This window comes from Lederbergia citri (genome assembly GCF_018343625.1).
In the GTDB taxonomy this organism is placed as follows: domain Bacteria; phylum Bacillota; class Bacilli; order Bacillales; family Bacillaceae_C; genus Lederbergia; species Lederbergia citri.
The window spans coordinates 362473-377153 of the sequence record NZ_JAGYPG010000003.1 but is presented as its reverse complement, the minus strand read 5'-3'; the positions used below and the strand labels follow the sequence as shown (position 1 = coordinate 377153).

The window sequence follows — 14681 nt, the reverse complement described above, 5'->3', positions numbered from 1 at the left end:
GTAAAAGGATGTCAGGACATGATTTATTTCTTAACACATTTAATTTTATCCATGATATCAGCCGTCGGCTTCGGAATCATCTTTAACGCTCCTCGGAAAGCGTTATTTCATTGTGGTGTAGCTGGAATGGCGGGATGGTTTGTCTATATCGTGATGATTGATTCAGGGATAGACGTGGTTCAAGCTGCATTTAGCGGTGCTTTCATCGTTGCCATTATCGGTCATATTATGGCAAAGCGCTATAGAACTCCAATTATTGTTTTTATCGTAGCTGGCATTATACCTCTCGTACCAGGTGGTACAGCTTACGACGCAATGCGCCATGTAGTCAGCAATGATTATTCAAAAGCCATTCCACTCGCTATGAAAGCCTTCATCATCGCAAGCGCAATCGCAATGGGGCTCGTTTTTGCTGAGGTACTTGTGCAGTTTATAATGAAAATAATAAAAGGATTGCGAACCCGAAGGAAAAATCCGATCTCCTAAGAGATCGGATTTTTATTTATCTGTTGGAACCGCACAACTTCCATCTTCACAGCTTGCTCCATTGGCATCTTCAGATAGATCTTGAAGAATCGGAGCACTATTTTCATCTTGCCAAACTTTTTCTAGCGCACCTAAAAACGACTCGGAAGGTTGAGCACCAGATATGGCATATTTTTGATTAAAGACGAAAAATGGAACTCCCCGCACACCAATTTGCTGCGCTGTGCTTTCGTCAAAACGGACATCATCTGCAAAAGCATCGTCATCATTTAATACTGACATTGTCTTTTCCCGATCAAGGCCAACTGTTTCTGCAAGATCGGCTAAAGTGTCTTTGTCACTTAGTTTCTTGGAATCAGTAAAATACGCTTTAAGTAGTACTTCTGTTAGCGCTGCATCCTTGCCTTCGGTTTTGGCATAATGGGCTAAACGGTGAGCGTCAAATGTATTAGTCGGAACCATCTTTTCAAAATTAAATGTAAGACCTCCGCTTCTAGCCTGCTCTCCGACTCCTTCATTCATTCGTTTTGCTTCTTCTACGCTTACCCCATATTTGGCAGCAAGTGCTTCGTGGATGTTTTTATTTTGCTCTTTAGGGGAATTAGGATCGAGTTCAAAACTGCGAAACACAACTTCCACCTTATCGCGATGCGGAAACTTTGATAACGCCTCCTCTAACCGGCGTTTGCCAATATAACAAAATGGACAAACAAAATCGGACCATACTTCTATTTTCATAAGTTAGCACCTCGATATTATAATTTTGTTGTCTTATAACTTCCTAGCACCCTAACTTCATGTCCATATGCTTCAAGAATCGTTACAGCCTTTTTCAAATTAGCATCGTGGACCCCTAATGCGGCTTCGATGAAAAATCGGTAAGTACCTAGCTTCTTCTTAGTTGGGCGAGATTCAATCCACGAAAGATTTATATTTAATGAAGAAAATACATTTAAAATAATGGCAAGCAAGCCTGGACGATCTTCTGTAGGTGTAATCAAAAGCATCGATTTATCGGTTTCATGAATGTTTCCGTTAGGTGTTTTTGATAAAACAAGGAATCTCGTAGAGTTACAATTGTTATCGTGAATATCTCTTTTTGCAATATCTAAACCAAATATTTCTGCAGCCAATTCAGACGCAACTGCTCCCGCGTCCATTCTCCCAGATTGACCTAGTGCCTCCGCTGCCCTTGAGGTACTGCTAAAGTGTTTTGTCTGAGCCTTCATTTCCTTCGTGAAAATCCTACATTGTGCAAGCGCTGGAGGAATCGACCATATCTCTTTAATATCCTCTAATCTAGCCCCTTTTACCGTTAACAAGTGAAGCCTAACAGGCAATACGGCTTCTCCTTCAATCCACACATTATAATTAACTAAACCGTCAGTCGTCATGGTGATCGTTCCTTCAATCGCATTTTCAATTGGAACAATCCCCTTATCGACTTCCCCTTCGTCAACCGCTTCAAGAACATCAAAAATAGTGCTATACATAATCGTTTCACTGGCGGATGTTGAAAAATAACGTAACGCTGCTTCTTCTGAAAAAGTCCCCTTTGGTCCTAAATAAGCTACTTTCAAAATAAACATACCCCTTCTGCATCTGGTTGAATTCTAAAAATTATAATGCAGTTTGTCTATAAAAGTAAAGGACAGCATCTCGCTGTCCTTATTCGTTAAGCACCCATCGACTCTCTTACTACATGACTTCTCACTTAATTATTGATTTCAAGCCTTCACGTAGTCTTTAGCAAGGAGTCCTTATTTATTTAACGCATCTGTTAATGGTGGAACGATTTGCTTTTTGCGGGAAACTACTCCCTTTAATATCGCTTTATTGTGGTCTAGAGTCACATTAAATGCTTGTTCAACTGCTTTAGCCGCTTGGCCGACAGCAATTGCTGTAGAATCATTCGTCAAAATATCTGTTACGACAAATAAGAATAAATCCAACCCTTTTTGTTCAATCACTCGATTAAGAGCTTCTTCAATTTCAGCTTTGCGCTCGAGTACTTCCTCAACACCAACAGCATTTACTTGAGCGATTTCCACTTTTGCGTTACCCATTGTAAATTCTTTCGCATCTACAGATAATAGCTGTTCAACTGTTTTACTGCTAACATCAGCCCCAGCTTTAAGCATATTAAGACCATAGCTGTCCGCATCAACTCCAGCGATTTCAGCAAGTTCGCGAGCAGCCACCACATCTTCTTCTGTGCATGTTGGTGATTTAAACAATAAGGAGTCAGAAATAATGGCAGATAGCATAAGGCCGGCCATTTTTTTATCAATTTCCAAACCATTTTCTTTATAGATTTTTTTCAAAATGGTAGCAGTGCATCCAACAGGTTCAGCACGGAAATAGAGTGGATCACTCGTTTCAAAATTAGCAATCCGATGATGGTCGATTACTTCTACGACACGTACTTTTTCAATGTCTTCGGCACTTTGTTGACGTTCATTATGGTCAACTAAAATAACTTTGTCCGTTTCATTTGCAACTGTATGAACAAGGCGCGGCGCCTCAACACTAAAGGTATCCAGTGCAAACTTAGTTTCACCGTTCACCTCTCCTAAACGAACAGGTTCAACATTTTGTCCAAGCTTCGATTTAATATCTGCGTACACTAGGGCGGAACAGATTGAATCAGTATCAGGGTTCTTATGACCGAAAATAAGAATGTTCTCCATTTGTATTCTCCTTGCTTTATGTAATCATTAACTTTTTTCATTTTAACATATCGATAGAGGTTTGAAAAAACGAGTTGTTTTTTTTTCAAGACTTTTAAATGTTACAATAATCGACAAGGGGAGGTATGAGGATGAGAAAATTCGTCTTGATTTCATTAAGTTTAATACTTAGTTCCTTATTGGTTGCTTGTAATAAAGAAAAAGAAGCTAAACCTGAAGATCGTTTTGCTGAATATGTGAAACTTTGGAATGAGCAAAAGTTCGATAAAATGTATGAATTTTTATCGACTGATTCAAAAGAGAATATTACAAAAGAAGACTTTGTAGACCGCTACAAAAAAATATTTGGGGACTTAGAGATCAAAAATTTAAAGGTTCAATTTAAGAAACCGGAAGAAGAAACGGATAAGGAAGTAACTGAAGTACAGTTCCCATTCGACGTAAAAATGGATAGTCTAGCCGGGGAGATTGCTTTTAACCATGAAGCGAATTTCGTGAAGGAAGAAGAGGAGGAAAAAACGGAATGGTTGCTGAATTGGGATACAAGTTTTATTTTTCCGGAGCTTGGAGAGGGAGATAAAATTGCAGTCCCGATGACATCTCCAAAACGCGGATCGATTTTAGATCGAAACGGAATAGCCCTCGCGGAAAATGGAGCCGCAAGGCAAATTGGTTTGGTTCCTAAAGATATGAAGGGGCAGGAAGAGAAAAGCATTAAACAAGTGTCCGAAATTTTAGGCGTTAGTACCGAACAGATTGAAAAGGCGTTAGGACAATCTTGGGTGAAGCCTGATAGCTTTGTGCCAATTAAAACGATTCCGAAAGACAATATGGAGCTCCGTGAAAAAGTTGGACAAGTTCCAGGCGTTATTGGAATGGATGTTGAAGCACGAGTGTATCCACTTGGAGCAAGAGCTGCCCACTTAACAGGTAATATCGCCCCTGTCACAGCTGATGATTTGGAAGAAAATAAAGGAAAAGGATACTCACCTTCGGACATGATTGGTAGACGGGGACTTGAAAATGTGTTTGAAGATCGATTAAGAGGTGAGCCTGGAGTAAAAATTGTCATACAAAAGGAAGATGGAAGTGAGGCCGTCCTTGCTGAAAAAGAAGTAAAAGACGGGGAAGACGTCCAGTTGACAATTGATAGCGCACTTCAGGTGACTATTTTTGATCAACTAGCTGGAAAGCCGGGAACAGCCACTGCCATCAACCCTGAGACTGGAGAAACGTTGGCGCTAGTTAGCAGTCCCAGCTATGATCCTAATATGTTGGCTTTAGGAGCTACAAATGACGAATGGAAGGCTCTCGAGGAAAATCCAGCAAAACCAATGCTCAATCGATTTAATTCTACTTTTGCGCCTGGTTCTGTTCTTAAACCGATTACAGCGGCCATTGGATTAAAAGAAGGAACGCTTGATTGGAAAACAGCACTTCCTATTAAAGATTTATCTTGGCAAAAAGATGCCTCTTGGGGGAAATATAAAGTAACTAGGGTAAGCGATCCTGGAGTACCAATTGACCTTGAAAAAGCTCTTATCTATTCAGATAATATTTATTTTGCCCAAACAACATTACAAATGGGTCAGGATAAGTTCATTGCTGGATTGAAAAACTTTGGCTTTGATGAAGATATGTCATTTGCTTACCCGATGCATACATCAAGTATCGGAACCATCGATTCGGAAATTGCATTAGCAGATTCTAGCTATGGCCAAGGTCAAATTGAAATGAATGTACTGCATCTTGCCTCAGCCTTTACGATTTTTACAAATAACGGAAATATGATCAAACCCATTTTACTTACGGACGAGAAACAAGGGGAAGTCTGGAAGGAAAACTTGTTAAGCCAAGAGGAAGTCGATCATTTAGGCGCTGCTCTCAGAAAAGTAGTTGAAGACCCTCACGGTACAGCGCGTGGTGCTAGAATTAACGGATATCCGCTCGCTGGAAAAACAGGTACAGCAGAGTTCGCTAAAGAAGAACAAGGAAAAAAAGGAAAAGAGAATAGCTGGTTTGTTGCATATAATCCTGATCATCCGGATACTTTAATTGCATTAATGCTAGAGGCCGACGGAACAGGAAATGCAGTTGAAAAAGTAAAAAATGTTTTTACAGAAATAAAGAAATGAAAAAAAGGAACTGCCTTTAGGTCGTTTAACTAACTTAATAGGCAGTTCCTTTTTTATAATTTCCATCTTGCTAAGATTCCTGGCTCCAAATAACTTTTAACATCCAAATTGTTTACTAGACTCTTTGGAGCAACAAGACTCCAGCCCTTGATTAACAATCCCCGCAATTCTACTTGAGAGATAAGATCCAACCTGACTACCATGTAATTGAGGTTGGAATATCTGGTAGGAACGCTAAATATAGATGGATCCAACTCCGTATAGACCATCCGATCCTCTTGAGTCGTTTTCACAATTAAGGATGTTCCATCTTCCTGAATGGTTACAAATATCTTATTTCGGACTCTAAATGAAGGTTTTCCCCAATGATCCCGTTCTTCCACTTCCGGCAAGGAGATTACGAAGGCCCTTACATTCTCTACCGTGTTCATTTTGTCATTTCCCTTCTTTTCTTTTATCCTTCCTCATCACTCAAAGTAATTAGTTCTTAATTGTACAATTCTTTGCATCCAATCCTTTATCCTGCACTTTTTATTAGATAAGATGGTCATTATCTTCCGGCCTCCAAATTTACGTAAAAATGGCTCAGGGTTTCCCGCTGAGCCACAATCCTAATACGATTTTTCTATTTATCAACTTTTAAGTAATTTGATAGTACATAGTCCCTTAATATAGGCTTTTACGATTAAGAATTAAAATACACACATATCCTACAGTTATTCAACTGTTTAATCGGAATATCCATATCATAAATCTCTTTCAATGAATCAGATTGAATGATTTCCTCTGTCGGCCCATCTTTTACAACCCGGCCATTTTTTAAAGCAACAATTCTATCGGAATAAACAGATGCAAAATTAATATCATGAAGGACGATGACGACCGTTTTTCCAAGTTCGTCTACTAGTCTGCGCAAAATTTTCATAATTTGAACAGAATGCTTCATATCCAAATTATTTAAAGGTTCATCAAGTAAAATATAATCGGTATCTTGAGCAATCACCATCGCGATAAAGGCGCGTTGACGCTGGCCGCCTGAAAGTTCTTCAATATAGGTATCTTCCATCTCAGTCAAAGCCATGTATTCAAGGGCTTCGTCTACCTTTTGTTTATCTTCGGCAGTTAGTCTCCCTTTAGAATACGGAAATCTTCCGAACGAAACAAGCTCTCGAACAGTTAATCGAACATTCATGTAGTTGGACTGCTTCAATATGGAAACCTTTTTCGAGAACTCATTTGACTTCATTCCTCGAGAATCGGTTTTATCGACGAGGACTTCCCCAGTATCAGCATCAAGCAGTCTGCTTACCATCGATAACAACGTAGATTTACCTGCGCCGTTTGGTCCGATAAAGGAAGTAATTTGTCCTCTTTGTATATCAACAGTCACATCTTCCACGACTTGTTTTTTTCCATATATTTTCGATAACCCACGTACTTGTATCATGCGGATCGACTCTCCTTCAGTAATAAATAAATGAAATACACTCCGCCAATGAAATTAATAATCACACTTAAAGTTGTTGAAAACGTAAATATCCGCTCTACAACCCATTGTCCCCCAACGAGTGCTATTACACTCATCAAAACTGCTCCACTAATTAAAGTGCTATGTTTATATGTTTTAAAAAATTGATATGATAAATTTGCTACAATTAGCCCGAAAAATGTAATTGGTCCTACTAGTGCTGTGGATACTGAAATTAAAATAGCTGAAATGACCAGCATTTGCTTCACAATTTTGTCGTAGGAAACTCCAAGATTAATCGCAGTTTCTCTCCCTAAAGACAATACATCTAAATAAGGGATTGACCGCCAACCAATTAAAATCACCATTCCGATTACGAGTAATGATAACCAAACAAGATCCCCATTTACATTATTAAAGCTTGCAAACATCTTGTCCTGAACAATTTGAAATTCATTCGGATCTATTAACACTTGTAAAAAGGTTGAGATACTTTGGAAAAAGGTGCCGACGATTATTCCAACTAATAGTAAAAAATAAATCGGGCGTTGGCCTTTTTTAAATAAAAATTGATAAATAAGTAAAGCGAAAACGACCATGGTCAATACGGATAAAATAAAATTAACCTGCTTATTTACAATCGTAATATGATCGGATCCTAAAAAGAAAATCGCCAATGTTTGAATAAGCAAATAAAGGGAATCCAGTCCCATAATACTCGGCGTTAAAATCCGATTATGAGTAATCGTCTGGAATACGACCGTTGCATAAGCGATAGCGAGCCCTGTCAAAACCATTGCAAGTACTTTTATACCTCTACGCGGCAAGGCATAGTCAAAGCTTCCGTTTAATTGATGAAATAAATAAATGCCTACACAACCAGCAGCTACGAGTGCTAAGATTACAATTTTAAAAGAATTACGCATACGCTTTCCTCCGGAACAGTAAATATAGGAAAATACCGCTTCCGATTACTCCCACCATTAAGCTGATGGAAATTTCATATGGATAAATAAGCACACGGCCCAAAATATCACACACAAGCAGGAAAATTGCGCCTAATAGCGCTGTATGCGGCAATGTCTTTTGCAAGTGATCGCCCTTTGCAATAGATACGATATTTGGGATTATCAAACCAAGAAACGGAATCATCCCGACCGTAAGTACGACTGTAGCGGTAATGAGTGCTACAAGAATTAAACCGATATTTACGACCCGCTTATAAGCGAGGCCTAGATTTTTGGAAAAGTCCTCCCCCATCCCTGCAACCGTAAATCGATTCGCATATAAGTAAGCGATAACTAGTACAGGAATGCTTATATAAAGGAGTTCATAACGACCTTTCATAATCATTGAAAAATCCCCCTGAAGCCAGGCGGACATATTTTGAATGACGTCTGCGCGATACGCAAAAAACGTTGTAATAGAAGACAGTATATTCCCAAACATTAAACCAACAAGTGGAATAAAGATAGCATCTTTAAACTTAATTCGATCTAAGATTTGCATAAAAAGCAACGTACCACCGAGGGCAAAAGCAAAAGCGACAAGCATTTTTTCTAATGTAGACGCATTTGCGAATAAAAGCATGGAAACTAGAATCCCAAGTCTTGTTGCATCTAGCGTTCCTGCTGTTGTGGGCGATACAAATTTATTGCGGCTTAGCTGCTGCATAATAAGACCAGCAATACTCATTCCGGAACCAGCTAAGATAATTGCCATCAATCTCGGCAAGCGGCTTATAAGAAAAATCTGCGTTTCTTCCGATTGAAAATGAAGCAGATCTAAAGGAGTGATATTGCTGACACCAATAAATAACGAAAGCAATGATGTCAGTATTAATGTAATGATTAAGTACTTTATTTTCATAGAAGAAAACTCCGAATATATTAAGTAGTTTTTACCCAAGTATAAAGGTATATTAAATAATTAATTTAATTGAAAATGATTATCAATACTTCAAATTCATTATAGCACGAAGGGTTTTCAAGTCAACTTATAACTGATAATCATTATCAGTAAAATGCAAATTATGAACATTCTCTAACATATTACTCTATTCAAAATAGGTTCTATATGATAGAATGTAAGCGCATTCATAAATAATGAGGAGGTATGTACATGATTACTTTTTTTGCGGCAATCATTTTGTTAGTCGTGAGTTATTTCACGTATGGAAAGTATGTTGAAAAGGTTTTTGGGGTAAAAGAAAATCGCAAAACACCGGCTTACACGCTTGCGGATGGTTTGGATTATGTGCCAATGGGTAAACAGCGCAACTCTCTCATTCAATTGCTAAATATAGCTGGAGTTGGTCCTATTTTCGGACCTATTATGGGGGCATTATACGGACCGGTCGCCTTTCTCTGGATTGTGTTTGGGGCAATCTTTGCTGGTGCAGTACATGATTATTTAACTGGTATGATCTCGCTAAGAAATCGTGGTGCCCACTTGCCGGAACTTGCCGGTATGTTTCTTGGCAAAGCCTTTAAGCATGTGGTGAACGCCTTTTCCATTCTCTTGCTTATTCTCGTAGGAACCGTCTTTGTCACTGCACCTGCAGGACTTCTCGGAGACTTAACGAAGGGATGGATGTCAGTAGGAGTCTGGGTAGCCATTATTTTTGTTTATTATCTATTAGCTACATTACTCCCTATTGATAAAATCATTGGAAGAATTTATCCGATTCTTGGATTAATTCTATTGATTAGTGCTGTTGGAATTGGTGGTGCACTGATCTTCCAAGGATACACTATTCCTGAGCTTAGCTTTACAAATATGCATCCTGATAATCTACCAATCTTTCCAATCCTTTTTATTACGATTGCATGTGGAGCATTATCTGGATTTCACGCAACACAGTCACCAATAATCTCACGTACAACTCAAAGAGAATCACAAGGACGTTACATTTTCTATGGAATGATGATTGCAGAAGCCATTATTGCGATGATTTGGGCTGCTGCAGCTATGTCCATTTTTGATGGAACTTCATTGAATCAATTACTTTCTGAAGTAGGACCTGCTGGAATTGTAAAAGAAGTTTCCGTTACGACACTTGGTGCTGTATTCGGAACGATTGCTGTTCTCGGAGTTATCGTCCTTCCAATTACTTCTGGTGACACAGCTTTCAGAAGTGCCCGTATGATTATTGCAGATTATATCAGACTTAGCCAAAAGAAATTTGGAAATCGCTTATGGATTGCTCTTCCGATGTTTGCGATATCAGTCGCCCTAACACAAATGGATTTTAATATACTTTGGAGATATTTTGCTTGGGCTAACCAAACAACAGCGATGATTGCATTGTGGATCGGCGCAATGTATCTAGCATTACAAAAGAAAAACTATTGGATCGCTACCATTCCAGCTGTTTTTATAACGATGACTACATTCACTTTTATTTTAAATGCAAAGATTGGATTTAATTTATCAATGAATATGTCCTACATTGTAGCGAGTATAATTACAATCATTATTATTGCAGGATTCTTCATGGGTCTAAGAGTAAAACTCGATGCAGCTGAAAAAGGAATAAAACCAATTATCCTTGATGATGGGTTAGGCAAAGCGTCTTAATATACCGTAGGAAAAGCGGAAATACCTTTTTATCGATTATAATTTTAAATATGTTTGCACTTAGTTGGTTGCAGCGAAAAACACCGCTACAGGAAAACCGGGCACAGTTTGTGCCTGGTTTTTCTTATTTTTCACATCAATATATTGTAATTGCTGTGTTGAATTCGGATAAAAAAAGCAGTTTGTAAGAACACTAATAGATAGAAATCTAAATTTTAATCAGAAGGGGTTTATACATGACGAATCATCAACAACAGCAACAAGGACAAAGCTATAAGGAACAACAAATGCAACTTCAGCAGCAAGAGACTACGCAAAACCAAGCTCAAATGGGGCAACAATTCCAAAACCAAAAGAAACAAGCTCTACAAGCGATGCAGCAAGCGGAACAAACAATCCAACAAAATTCTTCTATGGTTGATGTTCAGTCGTTACAGCAAGCACAGCAGCAACTTCAACAAGCAACGGGGCAGCTTAATAAAATGCAAGGTCTAGCATCCACACAATCAACAACCGCTGAACAACAGCAACTAGAACAAGTTCAACAACAAATTGAACAGGCTTCACAAACTCTTCAACTTATCCAATCATTAAACAACGGTAACAATAGCTTTAAAAAAGGATAAAGCAAGTATGGGGTTGTCTCTAGTCAGGAGACCTCCTCATTCTGTTTTTTCCCTTCTAATAATGCCGCTTTAATGGCGGCTTTTATCTCCGCATAACCTGTACATCTGCATAAGTTAGATTGCATCCACTCTTCTATCAAGTCGTCATCTGCATCAGGGTACTTGTTCATGAGACCTTGGCAATTTACGATAAAGCCAGGTGTACAAAATCCACATTGAATTGCCCAATTTTCAACGAAAGCCCTTTGAATTGGCGACCCCATTAATCCTTCAATGGTTGTAATCATTTTATCTGTATTTTCTATTGATAGAGTAAGACAAGAATGCATAGGTTCATCATTTACCAACACTGTGCAAGCGCCACAATCCCCATTTTCACATGCACGCTTTGCACCATTCAAGCCAAGCTCATTCCGAAGTGTAGACAATAGAGTGTCAGCGGAACGAATGGCGACCTCGCGAATTTCTCCATTTATAAGAAGTTGGACGAATGCTTTAGATGTTCCTTCTGTCATTTTTTCAGCTCCAATGTTTCCAGAGTTTCCAGCAATGCATTTTTTAATACAAATTCACGATACTCCGCTGATGCTTGAATATCATCTATAATGGTGTCAGGCAGTAAGACAATGGCTTTTTCAACCCTGTCAGTAAACGTAAATGAAGTATCATTTAATATTTTTTCGATGTTTTCGGAACGGAATGGATAGTTGCAAACTCCGCTAAATGCTGTACGAATTTGCTGATTCTTTACCATTGCCGCCAACGAAACGATCGGATAACCAACCTGTGAAAATTTCGTCTTTTTCAAAGTGAAAAAAGGCTCCTCTGCATAAGACTTTTCAACGATAATTTGCACGAGAAACTGCTCTTGTTCCAGCTGAAGATTCACATTAAAAACTTCATTTAATGAATGAATCTGAACCCCCTCTTTCCCTGCAATCTTCACTTTCGCATCTGATAACAGAAGTGGCAGTATCCCTTCTTTATAAATCAATTGACTATTGATGTTTCCGCCAATTGTGATTTTATTTCGTGATGTGTGATCGGCAACATCCTTCACTTTTTGCCCTAATAATGGAAAAATGTTGGAATCAGCAATCGTATTTAACGATACACCCGAACCTATAATCAGTTGTTCATCTTGCTCTTCTAAAACTAAACAATCCCTAATACCCTTTAAATCAATGACCGCATCAGCAAATACCTTATTCATCCGTGCAAAAGTAATGAATTCTGTTCCCCCGGAAAAATATACCGGTTTCTTGTTTTGGCTGCTGACTTTTTCATATATTTGCAATGCCTCATTAATTGTTGTTGGTTTATAATAGGAAAAATCGAATGGGATCATGTGGCATTCTCCTTCTTCGCTCTCCAAATATATTCCGGATGAAGTGGCAATTGATTAAGTTCCACTTCGGCGGCCACTGAAAGACTGTTGGCAAGTGCTCCCGCCATGCCAATTACTCCATACTCACCAATCCCACGAGCTCCATACGGTCCATCGGCAGATGGCGTTTCGACAAAATCAACTAAGTACTCTATGGGTTGTTCTCCAAACCTAAGCATTTGATATGTTCTTAATTGAGGATTTTGAAGAAGTCCATTTTCATTAAAAATAAAACCTTCACTGCTTGCAAAACTAAGGCCTAAATACATCCCGCCCCGCATTTGTTGTGTAGCTGTTCCTGGATTAATGATTGTTCCCCCGTCTAAAACGGTTACTGCTTTTAACAGTTTATACGTATAGTCTTTTTTATCCCATTCCACTTCAACTGCTTGCGCCCCTACGGACCACCAAGGACCTGGTTTACCAAATCCCGTTTCTTTGTCCATCGGAGTTAATCTTCTTTGAATATGTTTGCCCATTCCCACTACTTGTCCCTCAACAGCATGACCATTCGGATATTTATACCCTAAGGCGATATCTTTAATATTTACTCCATACTCGGGATTTGCTTTTAAATAAACCCTGCCACCGCCTACCTCTAAATCTTCAATTGAACAATGCATCGCGATGGAAGCCGTTTTTTTCAATTGTGCGATGGCATGGTCGGCGGCAGACATGACCGCTCTTCCTGCAAGGAACGTTGTACTGCTAGCTACCGTGCGCCATTGATGAGGGTCATACTGTGTATTTATCTCCATCGTCACATGGATTTTATTCATTTCCATCCCTAATTTTTCAGCAAGAATTTGGGCAAGAATCGTTTTAGTCCCCTGCCCCAATTCAATGGCGGCACAGTTTAAATTCACACTACCATCCGCTTCAAACGTAATAACCACTCCTGCTTGGGCATTCGTTGCTGTCGTGGATGTTTTCCAAAATAAAGATATGCCTTTTGACTGAATTTTTCTGGAACTCATTTCAATTCGCTGCCCTTTATCCCATTCGATCAGTTCCTTCACTCGTTCAATGCATTTTTCAGCGTCGCCAATATTGTTTGCCGTTATTACCGCTTGTGTCGGTGATGTGTGACCAGGTTTAATCGCATTCATCTTTCTTAACTGAATTGGACACATATTCAGTTGTTTCGCCAACATGTCCATCGTACGTTCAACAGCAAATGTGAGTTCTGGATGCCCGTACCCCCTGAATGAAGTTCCATATGGATGATTCGTGTACATACAATAAGAATCACACCAAACATTCGGTATATGATATGGACCTGTACAATCAAGGGCTGCGGCTCTTGTAATCCCTGCCGCTTGGTCGGTGTATGCTCCACCGTCAATCAAGTATGTATATTGGCCGGCGACAAGTTTTCCATCCTTTGTTGCACCCAACTTTACAGTAGCATCAAAACCAATATGACAAGGGGCTGTGATCAAATCTTCCTCCCGTTCATAGTCCAACTTTACAAGCTTTCCCCCGACTGATTTTGAGGCTAAATAAGCAAGAGGCTCCAGTTGGACTGTCCCCTTCCCACCGAACGCACCTCCAACCAATGGAGCGTGGACAATAATATTCCCAACCGCAATATTAAAAAATTGATTCAATACTTTTTTAATGGTATAAGGCGATTGTGTAGTTGAATGAACAATAACCTTACCCGCCGGATTGATTTCAACTCTAGCACTTCTTGTTTCAATCGCTGCATGGTCTGAAATACTGAAAGAAAAATGTTTGCTAATTTTCACTTCACAATTTTCCCAAACAGAAATAAAGTCACCTTTACGAATTTTTATATGGCTTCCGATATTTGTTCCTTGGACAGGGTAAACATTGCTTATGATTTTTTGATACCGGCCGGAGTTTTCGTGAACAAGTGGAGAATCATTCTGAAAAGCTTGCTGTACTGAGTTTACGACAGGCAGAGACTCATACTCGACTTTTACCTTAAAAGCAGCCTGTTTTGCCCGGAATTCCTGATCAGCAACGACGATGGCCAATGGTTCACCGTGATAACGCACCTTTTCAAACGCTAATGGAGGACGATCTGCTAAAATAGGGCCAATATGAAACGGAAACATTTCGCCTGTTACAATGGCACGGACACCCGGCACCTTCCAAGCCTCCTCCGTATTAATTGACTTAATTTTGGCATGTGCATGTGTACTCGTTACAAGCTTTGCGTGCAAAAGCCCAGGAAAAGAGGAATCACCTAAATATTGAACTGTCCCTGCAGCTTTTTCAACAGCATCTATTCTTTGCACCGTTTTGCCAACATTCATATGCATTGTTCAAAACTCCTTACTT

At 39.3% G+C, this 14681-nt stretch carries 14 protein-coding genes; 4 read left to right on the top strand and 10 right to left on the bottom strand.

Features of this window, described 5'->3' with window-relative positions; all coding sequences use genetic code 11:
- Nucleotides 1–18 precede the first annotated feature (18 nt).
- Nucleotides 19–486, top strand: a complete 468-nt coding sequence (locus KHA97_RS17975; RefSeq protein WP_213126145.1) for a threonine/serine exporter family protein — start codon at nucleotides 19–21, stop codon at nucleotides 484–486.
- A gap of 12 nt (nucleotides 487–498) precedes the next feature.
- On the opposite strand, the gene KHA97_RS17970 is transcribed toward KHA97_RS17975, so the two are convergent.
- The 3 genes from KHA97_RS17970 to KHA97_RS17960 all read right to left on the bottom strand — a co-directional run bounded on the left by KHA97_RS17970 (nucleotide 499) and on the right by KHA97_RS17960 (nucleotide 3176).
- Nucleotides 499–1224 (bottom strand): DsbA family oxidoreductase, encoded by a 726-nt coding sequence (locus KHA97_RS17970; RefSeq protein WP_213126144.1) that lies wholly within the window; start codon nucleotides 1222–1224, stop codon nucleotides 499–501.
- A 17-nt stretch (nucleotides 1225–1241) separates the two neighbouring features.
- Complete coding sequence (pheA, locus tag KHA97_RS17965) at nucleotides 1242–2075, bottom strand: prephenate dehydratase (RefSeq protein WP_233713617.1); 834 nt, start codon at nucleotides 2073–2075, stop codon at nucleotides 1242–1244.
- 171 nt (nucleotides 2076–2246) lie between these two features.
- A complete protein-coding gene (locus tag KHA97_RS17960) occupies nucleotides 2247–3176 on the bottom strand; it encodes a manganese-dependent inorganic pyrophosphatase (protein WP_213126142.1) in 930 nt (309 codons plus the stop codon).
- Nucleotides 3177–3307: 131 nt separating this feature from the next.
- Here KHA97_RS17960 and KHA97_RS17955 point away from each other — a divergent pair, with 131 nt between their 5' ends.
- Nucleotides 3308–5311 (top strand): penicillin-binding transpeptidase domain-containing protein, encoded by a 2004-nt coding sequence (locus KHA97_RS17955; RefSeq protein ID WP_213126141.1) that lies wholly within the window; start codon nucleotides 3308–3310, stop codon nucleotides 5309–5311.
- A gap of 53 nt (nucleotides 5312–5364) precedes the next feature.
- Here the strand turns inward: KHA97_RS17955 and KHA97_RS17950 are convergent, their stop codons facing one another.
- From KHA97_RS17950 to KHA97_RS17935, 4 genes are all read right to left on the bottom strand, one after another.
- A complete protein-coding gene (locus KHA97_RS17950; RefSeq protein WP_213126140.1) occupies nucleotides 5365–5742 on the bottom strand; it encodes an MmcQ/YjbR family DNA-binding protein in 378 nt (125 codons plus the stop codon).
- Nucleotides 5743–5996: 254 nt separating this feature from the next.
- Nucleotides 5997–6758 (bottom strand): iron ABC transporter ATP-binding protein, encoded by a 762-nt coding sequence (locus KHA97_RS17945; RefSeq protein WP_213126139.1) that lies wholly within the window; start codon nucleotides 6756–6758, stop codon nucleotides 5997–5999.
- The gene (locus tag KHA97_RS17940) at nucleotides 6755–7705 is read right to left on the bottom strand and encodes an iron chelate uptake ABC transporter family permease subunit (RefSeq protein WP_213126138.1); all 951 of its coding nucleotides are present in this window, start codon (nucleotides 7703–7705) and stop codon (nucleotides 6755–6757) included. Before KHA97_RS17940 ends, KHA97_RS17945 begins: the two co-directional genes overlap by 4 nt.
- Nucleotides 7698–8648, bottom strand: a complete 951-nt coding sequence (locus KHA97_RS17935; protein ID WP_213126137.1) for an ABC transporter permease — start codon at nucleotides 8646–8648, stop codon at nucleotides 7698–7700. The genes KHA97_RS17940 and KHA97_RS17935 overlap by 8 nt, the downstream gene beginning before the upstream one ends.
- Nucleotides 8649–8900: 252 nt before the next feature.
- Between KHA97_RS17935 and KHA97_RS17930 the strand changes: the two genes are divergently transcribed.
- Both KHA97_RS17930 and KHA97_RS17925 read left to right on the top strand, forming a co-directional pair.
- Nucleotides 8901–10358 carry a carbon starvation CstA family protein gene (locus tag KHA97_RS17930; protein WP_213126136.1) on the top strand — a complete coding sequence of 486 codons (1458 nt, stop codon included), beginning with the start codon at nucleotides 8901–8903 and terminating at the stop codon, nucleotides 10356–10358.
- Between the two features lie 236 nt (nucleotides 10359–10594).
- Nucleotides 10595–10984 (top strand): hypothetical protein, encoded by a 390-nt coding sequence (locus KHA97_RS17925; protein WP_213126135.1) that lies wholly within the window; start codon nucleotides 10595–10597, stop codon nucleotides 10982–10984.
- Between the two features lie 23 nt (nucleotides 10985–11007).
- Here KHA97_RS17925 and KHA97_RS17920 read toward each other — a convergent pair whose 3' ends face one another.
- From KHA97_RS17920 to KHA97_RS17910, 3 genes are read right to left on the bottom strand one after another with little or no spacing between them, the layout of a single operon-like run.
- The gene (locus KHA97_RS17920) at nucleotides 11008–11499 is read right to left on the bottom strand and encodes a (2Fe-2S)-binding protein (RefSeq protein ID WP_213126134.1); all 492 of its coding nucleotides are present in this window, start codon (nucleotides 11497–11499) and stop codon (nucleotides 11008–11010) included.
- Entirely contained in the window at nucleotides 11496–12332 is an 837-nt protein-coding gene (locus tag KHA97_RS17915; RefSeq protein ID WP_213126133.1) for an FAD binding domain-containing protein, read from the bottom strand. Before KHA97_RS17915 ends, KHA97_RS17920 begins: the two co-directional genes overlap by 4 nt.
- Entirely contained in the window at nucleotides 12329–14656 is a 2328-nt protein-coding gene (locus KHA97_RS17910) for a xanthine dehydrogenase family protein molybdopterin-binding subunit (RefSeq protein ID WP_213126461.1), read from the bottom strand. The genes KHA97_RS17915 and KHA97_RS17910 overlap by 4 nt, the downstream gene beginning before the upstream one ends.
- Between the last annotated feature and the right edge of the window lie 25 nt (nucleotides 14657–14681).

Bases quoted from the DNA above. Each gene is read 5' to 3' on its own strand.
- KHA97_RS17970 (WP_213126144.1), bottom strand. From the start codon at position 1,224: ATGAAAATAGAAGTATGGTCCGATTTTGTTTGTCCATTTTGTTATATT.
- KHA97_RS17915 (WP_213126133.1), bottom strand. From the start codon at position 12,332: ATGATCCCATTCGATTTTTCCTATTATAAACCAACAACAATTAATGAG.
- KHA97_RS17975 (WP_213126145.1), top strand. From the start codon at position 19: ATGATTTATTTCTTAACACATTTAATTTTATCCATGATATCAGCCGTC.
- KHA97_RS17945 (WP_213126139.1), bottom strand. From the start codon at position 6,758: ATGATACAAGTACGTGGGTTATCGAAAATATATGGAAAAAAACAAGTC.
- KHA97_RS17930 (WP_213126136.1), top strand. From the start codon at position 8,901: ATGATTACTTTTTTTGCGGCAATCATTTTGTTAGTCGTGAGTTATTTC.
- KHA97_RS17935 (WP_213126137.1), bottom strand. From the start codon at position 8,648: ATGAAAATAAAGTACTTAATCATTACATTAATACTGACATCATTGCTT.
- KHA97_RS17950 (WP_213126140.1), bottom strand. From the start codon at position 5,742: ATGAACACGGTAGAGAATGTAAGGGCCTTCGTAATCTCCTTGCCGGAA.
- KHA97_RS17940 (WP_213126138.1), bottom strand. From the start codon at position 7,705: ATGCGTAATTCTTTTAAAATTGTAATCTTAGCACTCGTAGCTGCTGGT.
- KHA97_RS17925 (WP_213126135.1), top strand. From the start codon at position 10,595: ATGACGAATCATCAACAACAGCAACAAGGACAAAGCTATAAGGAACAA.
- KHA97_RS17910 (WP_213126461.1), bottom strand. From the start codon at position 14,656: ATGAATGTTGGCAAAACGGTGCAAAGAATAGATGCTGTTGAAAAAGCT.
- KHA97_RS17920 (WP_213126134.1), bottom strand. From the start codon at position 11,499: ATGACAGAAGGAACATCTAAAGCATTCGTCCAACTTCTTATAAATGGA.
- KHA97_RS17955 (WP_213126141.1), top strand. From the start codon at position 3,308: ATGAGAAAATTCGTCTTGATTTCATTAAGTTTAATACTTAGTTCCTTA.
- pheA (WP_233713617.1), bottom strand. From the start codon at position 2,075: ATGTTTATTTTGAAAGTAGCTTATTTAGGACCAAAGGGGACTTTTTCA.
- KHA97_RS17960 (WP_213126142.1), bottom strand. From the start codon at position 3,176: ATGGAGAACATTCTTATTTTCGGTCATAAGAACCCTGATACTGATTCA.